Below are 14,105 nucleotides of genomic sequence, written 5' to 3' on the forward strand. Positions count from 1 at the left end.
AACGACGGGAACGCCCCATGACGTCTTTCCTGCAGCAGAGTTTCAACGGCCTGGTCAGCGGCAGCTTCTACGCCCTGCTCGCGCTCGGCCTCGCGGTCATCTTCGGCATGCTGCGCGTGGTGAACTTCGCCCACGGCGCGATCTACACCCTCGGCGCGTTCGGCGCCGTGCTCGCAGCCGAGAGCCTCGGCCTGGGCTTCTGGTGGGCCCTCCTGCTGGTGCCGGTCGTCCTGGCCGCGGCCGGCACCGTGGTGGAGCGGCTCCTCATCCGCCGCCTGATGGCCCTCGACCCGCTGTACAACTTCCTGCTCACCTTCGGCATCGCCCTGGTCTGCCAGGACGTGCTGCGCATGAAGTACGGCTCGCACTCCCAGCCGTACGAGCACGGCCCCTTCCCCGGGTCCCTCGACCTGGGCCTGTTCGACTTCCCGCGCTACCAGGTGTTCGCGCTCGCCGTGTCCGTGGCCGTCTGCACGACCGTGTGGGTGGTGCTCACCCGCACCCGCGTCGGCATGATCGTGCGGGCCGCCACCGAACGTCCCGAACTCACCCGAGCGTTCGGCATCGACACCGGCCGATGGGTCACCCCGGTCTTCGGCTTCGGTGTCGCACTCGCGGCCCTTGCCGGGGTACTCGCCGCGCCCATGCGCGCGGTCAACTCCACGATGGGCTCGGATCTGATCATCACGGTGTTCGCGGTGGTCGTCATCGGCGGCCTCGGCTCGGTCTTCGGCTCGGTGCTCGCCGGATTCCTGATCGGCATGCTGCAGTCCCTGGCCGCCCTCTACGTCCCCGTCCTGTCCCAGACCTCGGTCTTCCTGCTGATGGCCGTCGTCCTGCTGGTGCGTCCGGCAGGGTTGTTCGGCAAGGAGGAGCACGCGTGATCGTCTCGTTCCTCACCGCACTCAATCGCCACCCCGCCTGGCTGCGCTGGGGGCTGCTGGCAGTGGGCGTGCTGGCCGCGTTCGGCCTGCCCTGGGTCCTGTATCCGCCGGTGGCCGCCGACATCCTGTGCTGGGGCCTGTTCGCCGTCGCCTTCGACCTGCTACTCGGCCACGCCGGACTGCTGTCCTTCGGACACGCGGCTTTCTGGGGCAGCTCCGCCTACGTGACCGGGCTGATCGCCATCCACAGCGGCCTGCCCTTCTACGCGGCCGTGCTCGGCGGCGCCCTGGCCTCCGGGGCACTCGCCTTGCCACTGGGCTACCTGGCGGTACGGCGCAGCGGCATCTACTTCGCCATGGTCACCCTGGCCTTCGCCCAGATGGTGTACTTCATCGCCAACCAGTGGAGCGATGTCACCGGCGGCGAGAACGGCCTGCAGGGCATTCCCCGCGACCTGCCCGGCGTCGACCTGTCCGATGCCTTCGTCTACTACTACGCCGCCCTGCCCGTCGTCCTGCTCGCTCTCGCAGCGGCATGGCGGCTCGTCCACTCGCCCTTCGGCCGCGTTGTCGCGGCCGTCCGCGACAACCCCGCACGGGCCCGGGCCCTGGGTTATCCCGCCGACCAGTACAAGCTGGTCGTCTTCGTCGTCTCCGCGTTCCTATCCGGCCTCGCCGGCGGTCTGTACGCGGTCAACCACGGCTTCGCCTCGCTGGACGAGGTTTACTGGACGACCTCGGGCCATGTCGTGATCATGACCGTCCTGGGCGGCATCGGCACGCTGTGGGGCAGCCTGATCGGCGCCGCAGCCGTCGTACGCCTGGAGGACTGGCTTTCCACCTCGGGCATCCAGGAGTCCGCCCTGGTGACCGGCGGCGTCTTCATCGTCGTCGTCCTCCTCTTCCGGCGCGGTGTCTGGGGAACCCTCGCCCACGTCCTGCGAGAACGGACAGGGTCGAGGTCGCCGGACCCGGAGCCGCACCTCGATCACGAACACGAAGATCCCCAGCAGGCGGTGGCGCCGTAGTCCGGCTCGCGGGAAAGGCTCTCCCTTGTATGAGTAATCTCCATCTGTTCCTGTTCCAGCATGGTCTTCGACACCATGTCCGGCGACGGGTCCGCTGCTTACGGTGGCGGGCATGAACACCATCCGCAGCAATGACAGCGACGCCGCGGCCCATCCCGGTGACCGGGACGTCCCAGGCCACCCGAGCCGCTTCCTTCAGGGCCGCACGGCCATCGTGACCGGCGCGGCCAGTGGTATCGGGAGGGCCTGCGCCGTCGCCCTGGCCGGCGCCGGGGCTCTCGTGTACGTCGTCGACCGGGCCGAGGAGGCCGCCGACCAGGTGGCGGAGGAGATCGGCGGCACGGCCTGCGTGACCGACCTCTCCGACCCGGCGGCCGTGGACGCGCTGCCGGCCGACGCGGACATCGTCGTCAACAACGCCGGGATCCAGCACGTGGCGCCGCTGCACGAGTTCCCGCCGGAGCGCTTCGCCCTCATCCAGAAGGTGATGGTGGAGGCACCGTTCCGCATCATCCGCAACACACTTCCCCATATGTACGCGCAGGGCTGGGGACGCATTGTGAATCTCTCCTCGGTGCACGGGCTGCGGGCCTCTGCTTTCAAGGGCGCCTACGTCGCCGCCAAGCACGCGCTGGAGGGCCTGAGCAAGGTGGCCGCACTCGAGGGGGCATCCCACGGCGTGACATCCAATTGCGTCAGCCCCGGATACGTCCGCACTCCGCTGGTAGAGGCCCAGATCGCCGACCAGGCCCGCTCGCACGGCATCGAGGAGTCCGAGGTGCTGGAGAAGATCATGCTGGAGCGCAGCGCGGTCAAGCGCCTCATCGAACCGGAGGAGGTCGCCGCGGCGGTGCTCTGGCTCTGCTCCGAGAACGCCGGGTTCGTCACCGGGACCTCGCTGCCGCTGGACGGCGGCTGGACCGCACACTGAACGTCACGCGTCTGGGATCCTGTTTCTGCGGGTGCGCGCGAGCCGCTCATGTCGCACCCGCCCTGCCCGAGGTTCGTTCCATGTCACAGTCCCCCGCCTCCGCCCTGCGTCAGCTGGTGGAGCTGCTGTCCGCCGACGCGTCCGCCGAGCGGTACACGGCGGTGGCCGCCCGTGCCCGCGCCGACGGCGTCGGCGAAGCCGACCTGGCGGAGATCGAGGAGGCGGTCTCCATCGCCCTCGGCGTCCGAAAGGTGCTGCGCAGGCAGCGTCGCCGCGAGGCGGAACTGACCGCCCTGTTCGACACCGCGAGCGACCTGGCCGCCCTGCGTGACCTCGACGCCGTACTGCACTCGATCGTGCGCCGGGCCAGGACGCTGCTGGGCACGGACACCGCCTACCTCACTCTGGTGGACGAGGCCGCGCAGGACACCTTCATGCGCGTGACCGACGGTTCCGTCTCACTCGCCTTCCAGCAGCTCAGGCTCCAGCTGGGCGAGGGTCTGGGCGGCCTGGTGGCTCAGACCATGCGCCCCTACGCCACCCCCGACTACCGCACCGACGAGCGCTTCCAGCACACGCAGACGATCGATGCGGGCGTTCTCGACGAGGGTCTGGTCGCCATCCTCGGCGTGCCGCTCGCCCTCGGCTCCGGCACGACCGGTGCCCGCAAGGTGATCGGCGTGCTGTTCGCGGCCGACCGCAGCCCCCGCAGTTTCTCCCCCGACGAGGTCGCTCTGCTCAGCTCGCTCGCAGCGCACGCGGCCATCGCCTTCGACACCGCCGAGGCGCTCGCCGAGGCCAAGGCCGCCGCTGCGGAGCTGGCGGAGGCCAACGCGGTCATCCAGGAACACGCGGCCTCGATGCAGCGCGCCGCCGAGGCCCACGACCGGCTCACGGATCTGGTGCTGCGCGGCTCGGAGATCTTGGAGGTGGCGGAGGCCGTGGCCGAGGTCCTCGGCGGCCGGCTGACCATCTGCGATCCGCGGGGCGAGGTGCTGGCCCAGGCGGGCGGCGACGCGTCGGCGGGGGCGCTGGACCCGGTGCCTCTCGCGAGGTCCGTCGCCCGCGCCCGCGCAGAGGGCCGCTCGGTCCAAGAGGGCGACGTCTGGTACTGCGCCGTCCTGGCCGGGCAGGAACTGCTCGGCAGCCTCGCCTTCCACGGGCGGCCCGATCTGGACGGCCCGGATCGCCAGCTGTTCGAGCGCACCGGCACCACCACAGCGCTGCTGCTGCTGCTACGGCGAACCGTCGCCGAGGCGGAGAACCGGGTACGCGGTGAACTGCTGACCGACCTCCTCGACGGCGCCGCCCGTGATCCGGTCCTGCTCGCCGAACGAGGCCGCCGACTCGGTATCGATCTGCTCCAACCACACCTGGTGCTGGTCGCCGAGGCGGGACCGGAGTCGAACGGCAAGCTGACGGCGGCTGCCCAGCGGCACCTCTTCGGCCGAGACGGGCTGTGCTGCGAGTACGAGCAGCAGGTGGTCGTACTGCTGCCGGACGACGGAACCGAGCCCGGCCATGCGGCCAGAACGGCGGCCGACCACCTCTCCCAGGGGCTGGGCGCACCGGTCACCGTGGTCGCCGCCGGCCCCTGCAACGGCCCCGGAGCCCTGCCCGGCTTCCACGCCGAGGCCCGGCGTTGCCTGAGCGCCATGCGTGTGCTGGGCCTGACGGGCGACGGAGCCTGCGCCGCGGACCTCGGGTTCCTGGGAGTCCTGCTGGGCAAGGAACAGGACACCGAGGGGTTCGTCCGCCGGGTCCTCGGACCCGTACTGGAGTGGGACGAGCGCCGGGGGACCGAACTGATCAGGACGCTGCAGGCGTACTTCGCGGTCGGCGGCAGCCACATCCGCGCGAAGGGCCTGCTGCACATCCACGTCAACACCGTGGTTCAGCGCATCGACAGGATCGCCGCGCTCCTGGGCCGGGACTGGGAGAGCCCGGAGCGTGCCCTGGAGATCCAGCTGGCGCTGCGCATCCACCTCATCTCCCAGACCGGCCGCCTGGGGGGCGAGGCAACGGCCGTACCGGACGACCAGCCGTGATCACGGCACGCTCTGGGCTTCACTCCCACAGCCCCGCTGTGCCGGAGGGGATCCCAGGGCGGCAATGAACAGGTGACACCGCCGCATGCGCCCCCAACCCGGCGCGGCCGCCCTGACCGGCGTCCGCGTCGCGACTCGTGAGGGCGGCTCCGGCCGCGTCCCCGCTACTCGGCGGGAACGCGGAGGACGAGCGCGTCGCCCCGGCCGCCGCCCCCGCACAGAGCCGCCGCGCCCAGCCCGCCACCGCGCCGGCGCAGGGCGTGGGCCAGATGCAGCACCAGCCGCGCTCCCGATGCCCCCAGCGGATGGCCCAACGCGATGGCGCCGCCCTCCGCGTTCACGATCTCGGGATCGACGCCCAGGCGCCGTGTGGAGGCGACGCCGACGGCCGCGTTCCGAGCAGCCGTCCCATGGGCGTACGGGCCCCGGCAAGGATGACGGACGTGGTCATGAGTGAACTCCAGTACGAATGCGGGTGTGGGCAAGGGGGACCGGGATCGCGCGGGGCCGGGGCGCGGGATGGGTTGCGGTCCGGCCCCGCGCGGCTCACAAGGCCGTGATGCCGGCCGGGACACGCAGCTCGGGCGCGGTGGCCGCCTGCACGTCATCCACGGTGACACCCGGCGCGAGCTCGGCCAGGATCAGCCCCTCGGGGGCCACGTCGATCACCGCGAGGTCGGTGATGATGCGGTTCACCACCCCGCGCCCGGTGGCGGGCAGGCTCAGCTCGTCGACGATCTTCGGAGAGCCGTCCTTGGCGGTGTGCTCCATCACGACGATCAGCCGACGGGCCCCGTGGACCAGGTCCATGGCCCCGCCCATGCCCTTGACCATCTTGCCCGGGATCATCCAGTTCGCCAGGTCGCCGCAGGCCGAGACCTGCATGGCGCCCAGAACCGAGACATCGATGCGCCCGGCACGGATCATGCCGAAGGAGAACGCGGAGTCGAAGGAGGCGGCGCCCCGCAGGAGCGTCACCGTCTCCTTGCCCGCGTTGATCAGGTCCGGGTCCTCCGTCCCGTCGACCGGGTAGGGGCCCACGCCCAGGATGCCGTTCTCGGAGTGCAGCACGACGTGGATGCCGTCCGGCAGATGGTTGGGAATGAGCGTGGGAAGGCCGATGCCCAGGTTCACATACTGCCCGTCTTCGAGTTCACGGGCGGCGCGAGCGGCGAGCTGGTCGCGGTCGAGTGCCATGGATCACGCCTCCTGGGCGGCGGGTCGGACGGTACGTCGCTCGATGCGCTTGTCGGTGGGGTCCGCGGTGACGATCCGGTCGACGTACACGCCCGGCAGGTGCACCGCGTCGGGGTCGAGTTGCCCGGGCTCGACGATGCGCTCGGCCTCCACGATCGTGAGACGGCCGGCCATCGCGCACAGCGGGTTGAAGTTCCGGGCCGCGCTGTGGAAGACACAGTTGCCCTGCCGGTCCGCGACCGCTGCGCGCACCAGCGCGAAGTCGGCCGTGATGGACTCCTCCAGCAGGTACCGGCGACCGCCGAACTCCCTGACCTCCTTCGGCGGGGAGGCCACGGCCACGCTGCCGTCGGCGGCGTACCGCCACGGCAGACCGCCCTCCTCGACCTGGGTCCCCACACCGGCCGGGGTGAAGAACGCCGGGATACCGCTGCCGCCTGCGCGCAGCCGCTCGGCCAGCGTGCCCTGCGGAGTCAGCTCCACCTCCAGCTCACCGGTGAGGTACCGGCGCGCAAACTCCTTGTTCTCACCCACGTACGACGACGTCATGCGGGCGATCCGACCGGCCCGCAGCAGCAGGCCCAGGCCCCAGTCGTCCACACCGCAGTTGTTGGACACCACCCGCAGCCCCGTGATCTCCGTCCGGGCCAGCGCGGCGATCAGCGTCGACGGGATGCCGCACAGCCCGAAACCCCCGACCCCGAGCGTCGCCCCGTCCGGGATGTCGGCCACCGCTTCCGCGGCCGAATCCACCACCTTGTCCATGCCGTCTCTCCGTCTTCGTCTTCCTTGGCCCAGGGAGTCACCAGCCGCATCCCGACGGTGTGTCCGGCGCCCTTGCCTGGGGTTGGGTGCTCTCCACCATCACCGCAACAGCGCGTTACCGGTATATATCCAGCTGCCACGGTCGGGTCGGCTCAAGTGGCGGCAACCGCCATATCGAGCGGTCGGGCCTCCTCGTAGCGTCTGCCGCGGGCCCTCGTCCTGCCCAGCCGTCCGGCATCCACATGCCGGGCGGCGCCAAGGACCGGGGCCAAAAGCGCGGACCGGCGGATGCGAGGAACAGCATGGCGGGCAACAGCGAGACCGACCCGACACCGGCGGGACGCAGCGCTCTGCGCGTCACGGGGCTGTCATGGGCGGGCGCGACCACCGCCGCGCTCGAGCAGGTCTCCTTCGACGTCGCCGCAGGAGAGGTGATCACCCTCGTCGCGCCCGACCGCTCAGCCGTGGCCGCGCTGTTGCACCTCCTCAGCGGCATCGCGGTGCCGGGTACGGGAACCATCGAGCTCGACGGTGTCGATGTCACGGCCGAGCCCGCCTACCGGCGCGCGCGACGCGGGCTGGCACGCGGCTACCCTGTCCGCCCGTTATGGGCCGACATGACCGCCGAGGAGCAGGTCCGGTTGGCCGTCCAGGTGGCCCAGGAGACCGCATGGAGCCCGTGGCGCCGAGAACCCGGCCACGAGGCCGCAGTGGAACGCCTCTTGGACCGGGCCGGCCTCACCGACCAGGCGGGAGCTCCCTCATCCCTGCTGTCTCCGGGAGAGACGAGAAGGCTGGAACTGGCGATGCTGCTGGCCGACGATCCCAAGATCGCGCTCCTCGGGGAACCGCTGGAAGGGGTACCCGAAGCCGAGGCGGCAGAGGTCACCGCTCTCATCCGCGCCCTGAGCGACGAGGACGGCCGTACCGTCCTGATGACCGCCCCGCCGGATTCCGCAGGCCCTCTGGAGGCTCTGTCCGACCGTGTGATCGTCCTTCCACGGCAAGCAGCCGGGTGCGGTGCGCGAGCCGGAGAGGGCGTGGCCACCCCTGCGTCGGGTCCGTCGCCTTCTGCAAGGGGGCTCGGCAACTGATCCGACTCAGGACGAGCATCCCGCTCTCGTCGTCGAGCTGCATGTCATTCCCCTCGCGCCGCGGCCCGCATTCCAACTCCTTGGACCATCGAATCGGCAGCCGACGACGGCCGGCACCGGGCAAGACACATGGAGAGCCCGTTGCGGGGCCGACTCGCACAGCGGGTTTGGCGGTCGGGGACGGGAAAACCGACGTCCGCGAGGACGCACGGCGTCCCGTCCCCGACCCGATCGGGACAGGGCGCGGGTTCGTGCCAACGGCGACGAGCCAACCGTCGGGACCCTGCAGAGCCCCTGGCGGGGGCTGGGCGCTGCTGGGTGGCGCGTTGTTCCACATGCTGCCCGCGGCAGTGCGGGGCTGGACGACCGTCTCGGGGCCGACAAGCGGGTCCTCACGAGGCTGCTGCCCTCCTTGGTGGGGGAGCATCCGCTGGCACCACCGCCACCTCCCGTAGCTCACCGGTCACTGGGCCGTCCACGCCTCTCGATCAGGCTGCGGGGTGTCGGACCCGCCGCCTGCCTGTTGATCACCGTCAACCACGTCGCCGCCGGTTTTCACCACGCCTCCCAGACCGCCCGCCCACGCAAGGCGCAACTGCTGGTGCCCCAGGGGGCGTGAGGTGCGCCGAGCGGGCTGTCAAGGACTCTCCCGCAAGCATCAGTCTCTTCGTCCCCATAGCCATCCGGCGTGGCCGGCTCGCGCAGGGAGCCTGCTCCCGCCTGCTACGAGAAGACAGCGCTGGGAACGTACAACGTGCCTGCGCTGCGGGTGCTGCGTAGCGTGGTGGTGCAGGGTTGCGACGGCTGAGAGTACGCACGTTCCGCGGCTGACCACCATGCGGTGTCCATTGCGGTGACGCGTTCGTACCTGCTGCTGGGCGACGACTTCTCCGGGGCGGGCTGGAGGCGGTGGCCGATGCGAGCGATACCACGGGCACTCGACTCGTTCCAGCCCGTTCTGCTGCTTCTTCCCTGGCTGCTGGTCGCTGCCACGGTCAGCGTCCTCGTCATCGTGATACCCAGCGGTCACTACGGGCTCCTGCTGGCCGTCGCGCCCTTCATCGCCGCCGCAACGCACGGAGTGCACGCCACCGCGCTGGTCGGAGCGCTGACCGTGGCGCTGTACGGCATGCTCCGCTTCTGGGCGCCTTCCGAGGACAGTGAGGGCGTCTGGTGGATCAAATTCGGTCTGATCACGACCAGCTCGGCCATCGCCCTACTCACCAGCCAGGCCCGGCAGCGGGCCCGGGAGCTGAGCCGGACCCGCGACATCGCGCTTGCTCTCCAGGGTGACCTGCTTCCGGCCCAATCCTCAGGCACCAGCACCGTGGAAGTCTCGCAGCGCTACATTGCGGCTGACACCGAGGCGGGTGTCGGTGGCGACTGGTTCGACGTGATCCCCCTTTCAGGCGCGCGTGTCGCCCTGGTCATCGGCGATGTCGTCGGCCGTGGCGTCCACGCCGCCGCCCTCATGGGCCGCCTTCGTACCGCCGTGCACGCGTTCGCCGAACTCGACGTCGCCCCGGACGAGCTGCTCGCCCACATGGACGGCCTCGCGGTGCGGCTGAACGAAGACGACGAGACCCGTGACCTCGCAGCCACCTGTCTCTACCTCGTGTACGACCCGGTATCCCGCGCGTGCACGCTCGCCAGCGCCGGCCATCCCGCGCCCGCCTTCCGGCGTCCCGACGGCACCGTCTCCTTCCCCGAACTGCCCGAACACCCGCCGCTGGGCTTCGGTGACATCGCATTCGAGAGCATTACTCTCCCTCTCGACGAGGGCACCATCATCGCGCTCTACACCGACGGCCTGTTGAACCTGCGCCGCCACGGGAGCAAAGCCACCTTCGCCCGCCTCACCGCGGCGCTCGCAGCCGAGGTGCGCAGCCTCCACTGCCTGTGCGACCGCATCTGCTCGTCCGTCCCGGCCGATTCCGACGACGACATCGCCGTTCTCCTCGCCCGGGTCACCTCGCTGAGCTCAGGGGGCGTCGCCACCTGGCAGTTGTCGGACGACCCGAGATGCGTGGCTCAAGCCCGTGAGATGGCCAGCCGCCAGCTCGACGCCTGGGGATTCCAGGAGATGGCTTTCGTCACCGAACTCGTGGTCAGCGAACTGGTCACCAACGCCCTCCGTCATGCCTCTGCGCCCATCACGCTCAGACTGATCAAAGACTCCGCCTTGATCTGCGAAGTGTCCGACGGCAGCCACACCGCTCCGCACCTGCGCCGGGCCCGCCCGCTGGACGAAGGCGGCCGCGGTCTCCGGCTCGTCGCGGACTTCACCGAACGTTGGGGTACCCGTTACACAGACAGCGGCAAGACCATCTGGAGTGAACAGCCTCTCCCCACGACGCGCAACGACCGCGATCCCACGTGCGACGGCCCGGCCCAGTCTTCTGGGAACGTGCGGCCGCGGGAGAACAGCGTCCACGACGTGGAGTAGGTGCTGCGGGAGGGACGGCGCAAGTCGGTGGAGCCGATGGCGGCGCAGGCGGATGCGGCCAAGGTCGCCCGCCGCCGGCGCTGTGGCGTTCCCGCGGAGGTGGGGTCATGTGGAGAGAAGTCTGCTTCGTTCCCAGCGCCTTCCGGCGCTCGGCCTGGCACCGTATCCCGCTTGCAGACGTCGCCGACCATCTTGAGTTCAGGGCCATAAAGGCAGACGAGTCGGGCTGTACGCCGGGGACAGCATGAGCCACCCGATTACGGGCTGCCGCTCCTCAGCCCTCCGTCGGTACCAGCCGCAGTGAGATCGAGTTGATGCAGTACCGCTGATCGGTCGGGGTGGGGTAACCCTCGCCCTCGAACACATGCCCAAGGTGCGAACCGCACCGCGCGCACCGTACCTCTGTCCGCACCATCCCGTGCGAATGGTCGGGCACGAGTTCCACGGCCTCCGTGTCGCGCGGGTCGTAGAAGCTCGGCCAGCCGCAGTGGGACTCGAACTTCGTGTCCGAGGTGAAGAGTTCGGCACCGCAGGCGCGGCAGGAGTAGACGCCCCTGGTCTTGGTGTCCGTGTACTCACCGGTGAACGCCGGCTCCGTGCCGGCCCGGCGCAGGACCGCGTACTCGGCCGGGGTCAGCTCCGCGCGCCACTGCTCGTCCGGCTTCTCGACGTCGTACGTCATGCGTGTCAGCCCCTCACTTCGACAGACGGTCCAGGATCCGCGGGCCCAGGTCCGTGACGTCACCCGCACCCATGGTGAGAACCAGGTCGCCGGGCTTGGCCATTCCCCCCACGGCCGCCGGGACCTCCTCCCGGTCGTGGACGGCCTGCACGTCCGCGCCGGCCGCCCGGGCCGCCTCGATGATCAGCTCGCTCGTCACGCCCGGGACCGGGTCCTCACGGGCCGGGTAGATGTCCATGACGACCGACGCGTCGGCCAGGGCCAGCGCCTCGCCCATCTCCTTGCCCAGCTCCTGGGTGCGGGAGAAGAGGTGGGGCTGGAAGACCACGAGGATGCGGCCCTCGGCGGCGGCCCGCATCGCCTCCAGGTCCGCGGTCATCTCGGTGGGATGGTGCGCGTAGGAGTCGACGACCTGGACGCCGGCCGCCTCGCCCTTGAGCTGGAGGCGGCGCTTGACCCCTGTGTAGGCCGCCAGGGCCGGGGCCAGTTCCGCGGCCGGGACACCCAGCGCGGCACCCGCCGCCAGCGCCGCCACGGCATTGTGCGCGTAGTGGCGGCCGGGGACGGAGACCGTGAAGGTCCGCTCCGAACCGTCCAGGTCCACCGTCACCCGGCTCTTCAGGCCCTGTGGGACGATCGACAGGATGCGCACGTCGGCGGATTCCGACTCGCCGTACGTCACCGTCCGCACCGAGCCCTCCAGCCGCCGCGTCAGCTCGCGCGCGCCCTCGTGGTCCGCGGAGATCACCAGCGTACCGCCGGGCACGATCCGGCCCGCGAAGGTCTGGAAGGACTCGTAGATCTCCTCCATGGACGCGTAGTTCGCGTGGTGGTCCAGCTCGACGTTGAGGACGATCGCGACCTCGGGGGCGTACGTGTGGAAGCTGCGGTCGCTCTCATCGGCCTCCGCGACGAAGATCTCGCCGTCGCCGTGCAGGGCGTTCGAGCCGGGGGCGTCCAGGTCGCCGCCGATCGCGTACGACGGGTTCAGGCCCAGCTCGGTCAGGGACACCGCGAGCATCGACGTCGTGGTCGTCTTGCCGTGGGTGCCGGCCACCGCGATCGGGCGCAGGCCGTCCATCAGGCGGGCCAGGGCGTCCGAGCGGTGGACCACGGGAATGTTCCGTTCGGCCGCGCGCGCCAGCTCCGGGTTGTCCGCGCGGATCGCAGAGGAGACGACGACGCAGGTGGCGTCGTCGGCGAGGTTCCCGGCCGCGTGCCCGATGTGCACCGTCACGCCCAGGGCCCGCAGGGCCGCGGCGGTCGGCGAGTCCTTCGCGTCGCTGCCCGCCACCTTCGCCCCGCGCTGCGCGAGGATCTTCGCGATGCCCGACATTCCGGCGCCGCCGATGCCGATGAAGTGCGGTCGGTCCATGGCGGTGGGGAGGCCGGGTGCCATGCATGTCTCCTGAGTGCTGGTACGGCGTGGGTTCAGCGGCCCAGCCTATGCCGTGGCGCCGGGGATCATGTACACCGACGGCCCGCTACGCCTTGCGGTGCGAGAACAGCTTCAGCACCGGCACGCCCACCTTGTGCCGGGCCCTCGACGCCCAGTCCCGGTGGAAGAACTCCTCCACGTAGTGCGGGTCGGTCAGCACGAGCACCTCGTCCGCCTCGGCCTCCTCGACCAGCGACTTGAGCGCGTCCAGGGGGTGGTCCTCGACGATGCGGCCCTCCGCCTCGCTGCCCGCCGCGCGCAGCGCGGACAGCGACACCTCCAGGGCCTGCTGTCCCAGGGCCGCGGCCTGCTCGCCCTCCGGGGTCTCCCGCTCGTGCGCCGCCTCGTCCAGCTCGCCCATGGCGATGTCGTCGATGGCCCGCAGCAGGCGGTCCGCCTGGTCGCCGCGGGGCTGCAGCAGGACGTGGAAGAAAACGGCTTCCTCCCCGTGCAACGTGGTGACGAACTCCACGTCGGCGGACGTGAGGGCCTTCTCGATCATCAGTACGCTCGTGAACACGACAGGCGCCCCTCTCCTTCGAGGCCCAGGGCCTCTCTCCTCCGTGGGCCTCGAGGCCCTGCGGAAACCATCCTGCCCCGTGAGGGCACGGGAATCTGCGGCTTTTCAGTGTGCCCGCCACGGATCGAACGGAACGGGTAATTCCACGATGTCACGGATATACAGGCACATATCGGAATAAACGGCCGCGATGGTCACGCTCCGTGCCGCCAGGTCCGGCGGTGACCGCCCTCAGGTCCGGTGATAGCGGCCGAACAGGAACCCTTCGTCCTCCAGCAACGACACCAGCGCGAACCTCTCGGGCACCGCGACCGAGGGCCCCCCGGCGATCCGCTGCGCGTCGCCCGCCGTCAGCATCGGGGACACGGTCAGACACAGTTCGTCCAGCACCCCGGCGGCGACCAGCTGCCCCAGCAGGCGCGGGCCGCCCTCGGTCAGCAGCCGGGTCAGGCCGAGCTCCGCGAGGGCGCGGACGGCACGGGCCGGCTCCACCCCCATGCCGTCCCCGGCGGTCACCACCCGGGCGCCCGCCCGCTCGGCCGCCGCAACCCGGTCCGGCGCGGCCGCGGCCCCGGTGAGCAGGAGCGTGGGCATCAGGGGCGAGGTGAACAGCGGCAGCGAGAAGTCCAGCTCCAGGCTCGCGCTCACCACGGCGATCGTGGGCGCGGGACCCTGCCCGGCCGCCTTCCGCAGCGCGGCGAAACCCTCACGCGCGCGGGCCGGGCGGTACCGCTCCTGCCGTACCGTCTCGGCGCCGACGATCACGACGTCCGCGAGCCCCCGCAGCACACCGAAGATCCGCATGTCGGCGGCGCCGGAGATGGGCTGGGAACGCCCCTCGTGCTGGGCGGCGCCGTCGAGCGTGGAGACCATGTTGGCGCGCAGCCAGGGCTCCCGGCCGCCGGGAGCGGGCTCGGGGTAGGCGTACGCCGCCGCCAGTTCCTCCAGCGTCCAGTCGCGGTCGACGGGACCGTCTCCGGGACGCGCGGCCGGCCGGGCCGCTGTTTCGTCGGTCACAGGGAACAGGCGTCGCATGCCGTGCAGTGTGTCACGGCCTTTAGAGTGGTGAACC

General features: G+C 70.8%; 12 protein-coding genes and 1 pseudogene. 6 read left to right on the forward strand and 7 right to left on the reverse strand.

The annotated features are described in order from the left end of the window. Nucleotides 1–17 precede the first annotated feature (17 nt). The 4 genes from ACFSL4_RS21285 to ACFSL4_RS21300 all read left to right on the forward strand — a co-directional run bounded on the left by ACFSL4_RS21285 (nucleotide 18) and on the right by ACFSL4_RS21300 (nucleotide 4,891). A complete protein-coding gene (locus ACFSL4_RS21285; RefSeq protein WP_381085172.1) occupies nucleotides 18–884 on the forward strand; it encodes a branched-chain amino acid ABC transporter permease in 867 nt (288 codons plus the stop codon). Then, nucleotides 881–1,912, forward strand: coding sequence for a branched-chain amino acid ABC transporter permease (locus tag ACFSL4_RS21290; protein ID WP_381085174.1), 1,032 nt, complete (start codon nucleotides 881–883; stop codon nucleotides 1,910–1,912). Before ACFSL4_RS21285 ends, ACFSL4_RS21290 begins: the two co-directional genes overlap by 4 nt. Before the next feature lie 112 nt (nucleotides 1,913–2,024). Continuing rightward, the gene (locus ACFSL4_RS21295) at nucleotides 2,025–2,843 is read left to right on the forward strand and encodes a 3-hydroxybutyrate dehydrogenase (protein ID WP_381085177.1); all 819 of its coding nucleotides are present in this window, start codon (nucleotides 2,025–2,027) and stop codon (nucleotides 2,841–2,843) included. 80 nt (nucleotides 2,844–2,923) lie between these two features. Next, nucleotides 2,924–4,891, forward strand: coding sequence for a helix-turn-helix domain-containing protein (locus ACFSL4_RS21300; RefSeq protein ID WP_381085180.1), 1,968 nt, complete (start codon nucleotides 2,924–2,926; stop codon nucleotides 4,889–4,891). 164 nt (nucleotides 4,892–5,055) lie between these two features. Here the strand turns inward: ACFSL4_RS21300 and ACFSL4_RS21305 are convergent. From ACFSL4_RS21305 to ACFSL4_RS21315, 3 genes and pseudogenes are all read right to left on the reverse strand, one after another. Beyond that, nucleotides 5,056–5,283, reverse strand: a pseudogene (locus ACFSL4_RS21305) (acetyl-CoA C-acyltransferase); the annotation flags it as partial. A 154-nt stretch (nucleotides 5,284–5,437) separates the two neighbouring features. After that, nucleotides 5,438–6,088: a CoA transferase subunit B gene (locus ACFSL4_RS21310; protein ID WP_381085183.1), complete on the reverse strand. Its 651-nt coding sequence runs from the start codon at nucleotides 6,086–6,088 to the stop codon at nucleotides 5,438–5,440. A gap of 3 nt (nucleotides 6,089–6,091) precedes the next feature. Then, nucleotides 6,092–6,853, reverse strand: a complete 762-nt coding sequence (locus tag ACFSL4_RS21315; protein WP_381085186.1) for a CoA transferase subunit A — start codon at nucleotides 6,851–6,853, stop codon at nucleotides 6,092–6,094. A gap of 302 nt (nucleotides 6,854–7,155) precedes the next feature. On the opposite strand from ACFSL4_RS21315, the gene ACFSL4_RS21320 reads away from it, so the two are divergent. Both ACFSL4_RS21320 and ACFSL4_RS21325 read left to right on the forward strand, forming a co-directional pair. Next, complete coding sequence (locus ACFSL4_RS21320) at nucleotides 7,156–7,947, forward strand: ATP-binding cassette domain-containing protein (protein ID WP_381085189.1); 792 nt, start codon at nucleotides 7,156–7,158, stop codon at nucleotides 7,945–7,947. 841 nt (nucleotides 7,948–8,788) lie between these two features. After that, a complete protein-coding gene (locus ACFSL4_RS21325; RefSeq protein WP_381085192.1) occupies nucleotides 8,789–10,393 on the forward strand; it encodes an ATP-binding SpoIIE family protein phosphatase in 1,605 nt (534 codons plus the stop codon). Between the two features lie 274 nt (nucleotides 10,394–10,667). Here the strand turns inward: ACFSL4_RS21325 and msrB are convergent, their stop codons facing one another. From msrB to ACFSL4_RS21345, 4 genes are all read right to left on the reverse strand, one after another. Beyond that, on the reverse strand, nucleotides 10,668–11,075 hold the full coding sequence (gene msrB / locus ACFSL4_RS21330; protein ID WP_381085195.1) for a peptide-methionine (R)-S-oxide reductase MsrB: 408 nt from the start codon (nucleotides 11,073–11,075) through the stop codon (nucleotides 10,668–10,670). A gap of 13 nt (nucleotides 11,076–11,088) precedes the next feature. After that, nucleotides 11,089–12,474 carry a UDP-N-acetylmuramate--L-alanine ligase gene (gene murC, locus ACFSL4_RS21335; RefSeq protein WP_381085198.1) on the reverse strand — a complete coding sequence of 462 codons (1,386 nt, stop codon included), beginning with the start codon at nucleotides 12,472–12,474 and terminating at the stop codon, nucleotides 11,089–11,091. 85 nt (nucleotides 12,475–12,559) lie between these two features. Further along, a complete protein-coding gene (locus ACFSL4_RS21340; RefSeq protein ID WP_381085200.1) occupies nucleotides 12,560–13,033 on the reverse strand; it encodes an indole-3-glycerol phosphate synthase in 474 nt (157 codons plus the stop codon). 231 nt (nucleotides 13,034–13,264) lie between these two features. Next, nucleotides 13,265–14,068: a pyrimidine reductase family protein gene (locus tag ACFSL4_RS21345; protein WP_381085203.1), complete on the reverse strand. Its 804-nt coding sequence runs from the start codon at nucleotides 14,066–14,068 to the stop codon at nucleotides 13,265–13,267. Nucleotides 14,069–14,105 lie beyond the last annotated feature (37 nt).

The sequence above is a fragment of the Streptomyces caeni genome, assembly GCF_042678285.1.
Classification (GTDB): domain Bacteria; phylum Actinomycetota; class Actinomycetes; order Streptomycetales; family Streptomycetaceae; genus Streptomyces; species Streptomyces caeni.

What these genes read in the sequence shown, in the direction of transcription:
- ACFSL4_RS21285 (WP_381085172.1), top strand. Translation starts at nt 18, where the DNA reads ATGACGTCTTTCCTGCAGCAGAGTTTCAACGGCCTGGTCAGCGGCAGC.
- ACFSL4_RS21295 (WP_381085177.1), top strand. Translation starts at nt 2,025, where the DNA reads ATGAACACCATCCGCAGCAATGACAGCGACGCCGCGGCCCATCCCGGT.
- ACFSL4_RS21300 (WP_381085180.1), top strand. Translation starts at nt 2,924, where the DNA reads ATGTCACAGTCCCCCGCCTCCGCCCTGCGTCAGCTGGTGGAGCTGCTG.
- ACFSL4_RS21310 (WP_381085183.1), bottom strand. Translation starts at nt 6,088, where the DNA reads ATGGCACTCGACCGCGACCAGCTCGCCGCTCGCGCCGCCCGTGAACTC.
- ACFSL4_RS21315 (WP_381085186.1), bottom strand. Translation starts at nt 6,853, where the DNA reads ATGGACAAGGTGGTGGATTCGGCCGCGGAAGCGGTGGCCGACATCCCG.
- ACFSL4_RS21320 (WP_381085189.1), top strand. Translation starts at nt 7,156, where the DNA reads ATGGCGGGCAACAGCGAGACCGACCCGACACCGGCGGGACGCAGCGCT.
- msrB (WP_381085195.1), bottom strand. Translation starts at nt 11,075, where the DNA reads ATGACGTACGACGTCGAGAAGCCGGACGAGCAGTGGCGCGCGGAGCTG.
- murC (WP_381085198.1), bottom strand. Translation starts at nt 12,474, where the DNA reads ATGGCACCCGGCCTCCCCACCGCCATGGACCGACCGCACTTCATCGGC.
- ACFSL4_RS21345 (WP_381085203.1), bottom strand. Translation starts at nt 14,068, where the DNA reads ATGCGACGCCTGTTCCCTGTGACCGACGAAACAGCGGCCCGGCCGGCC.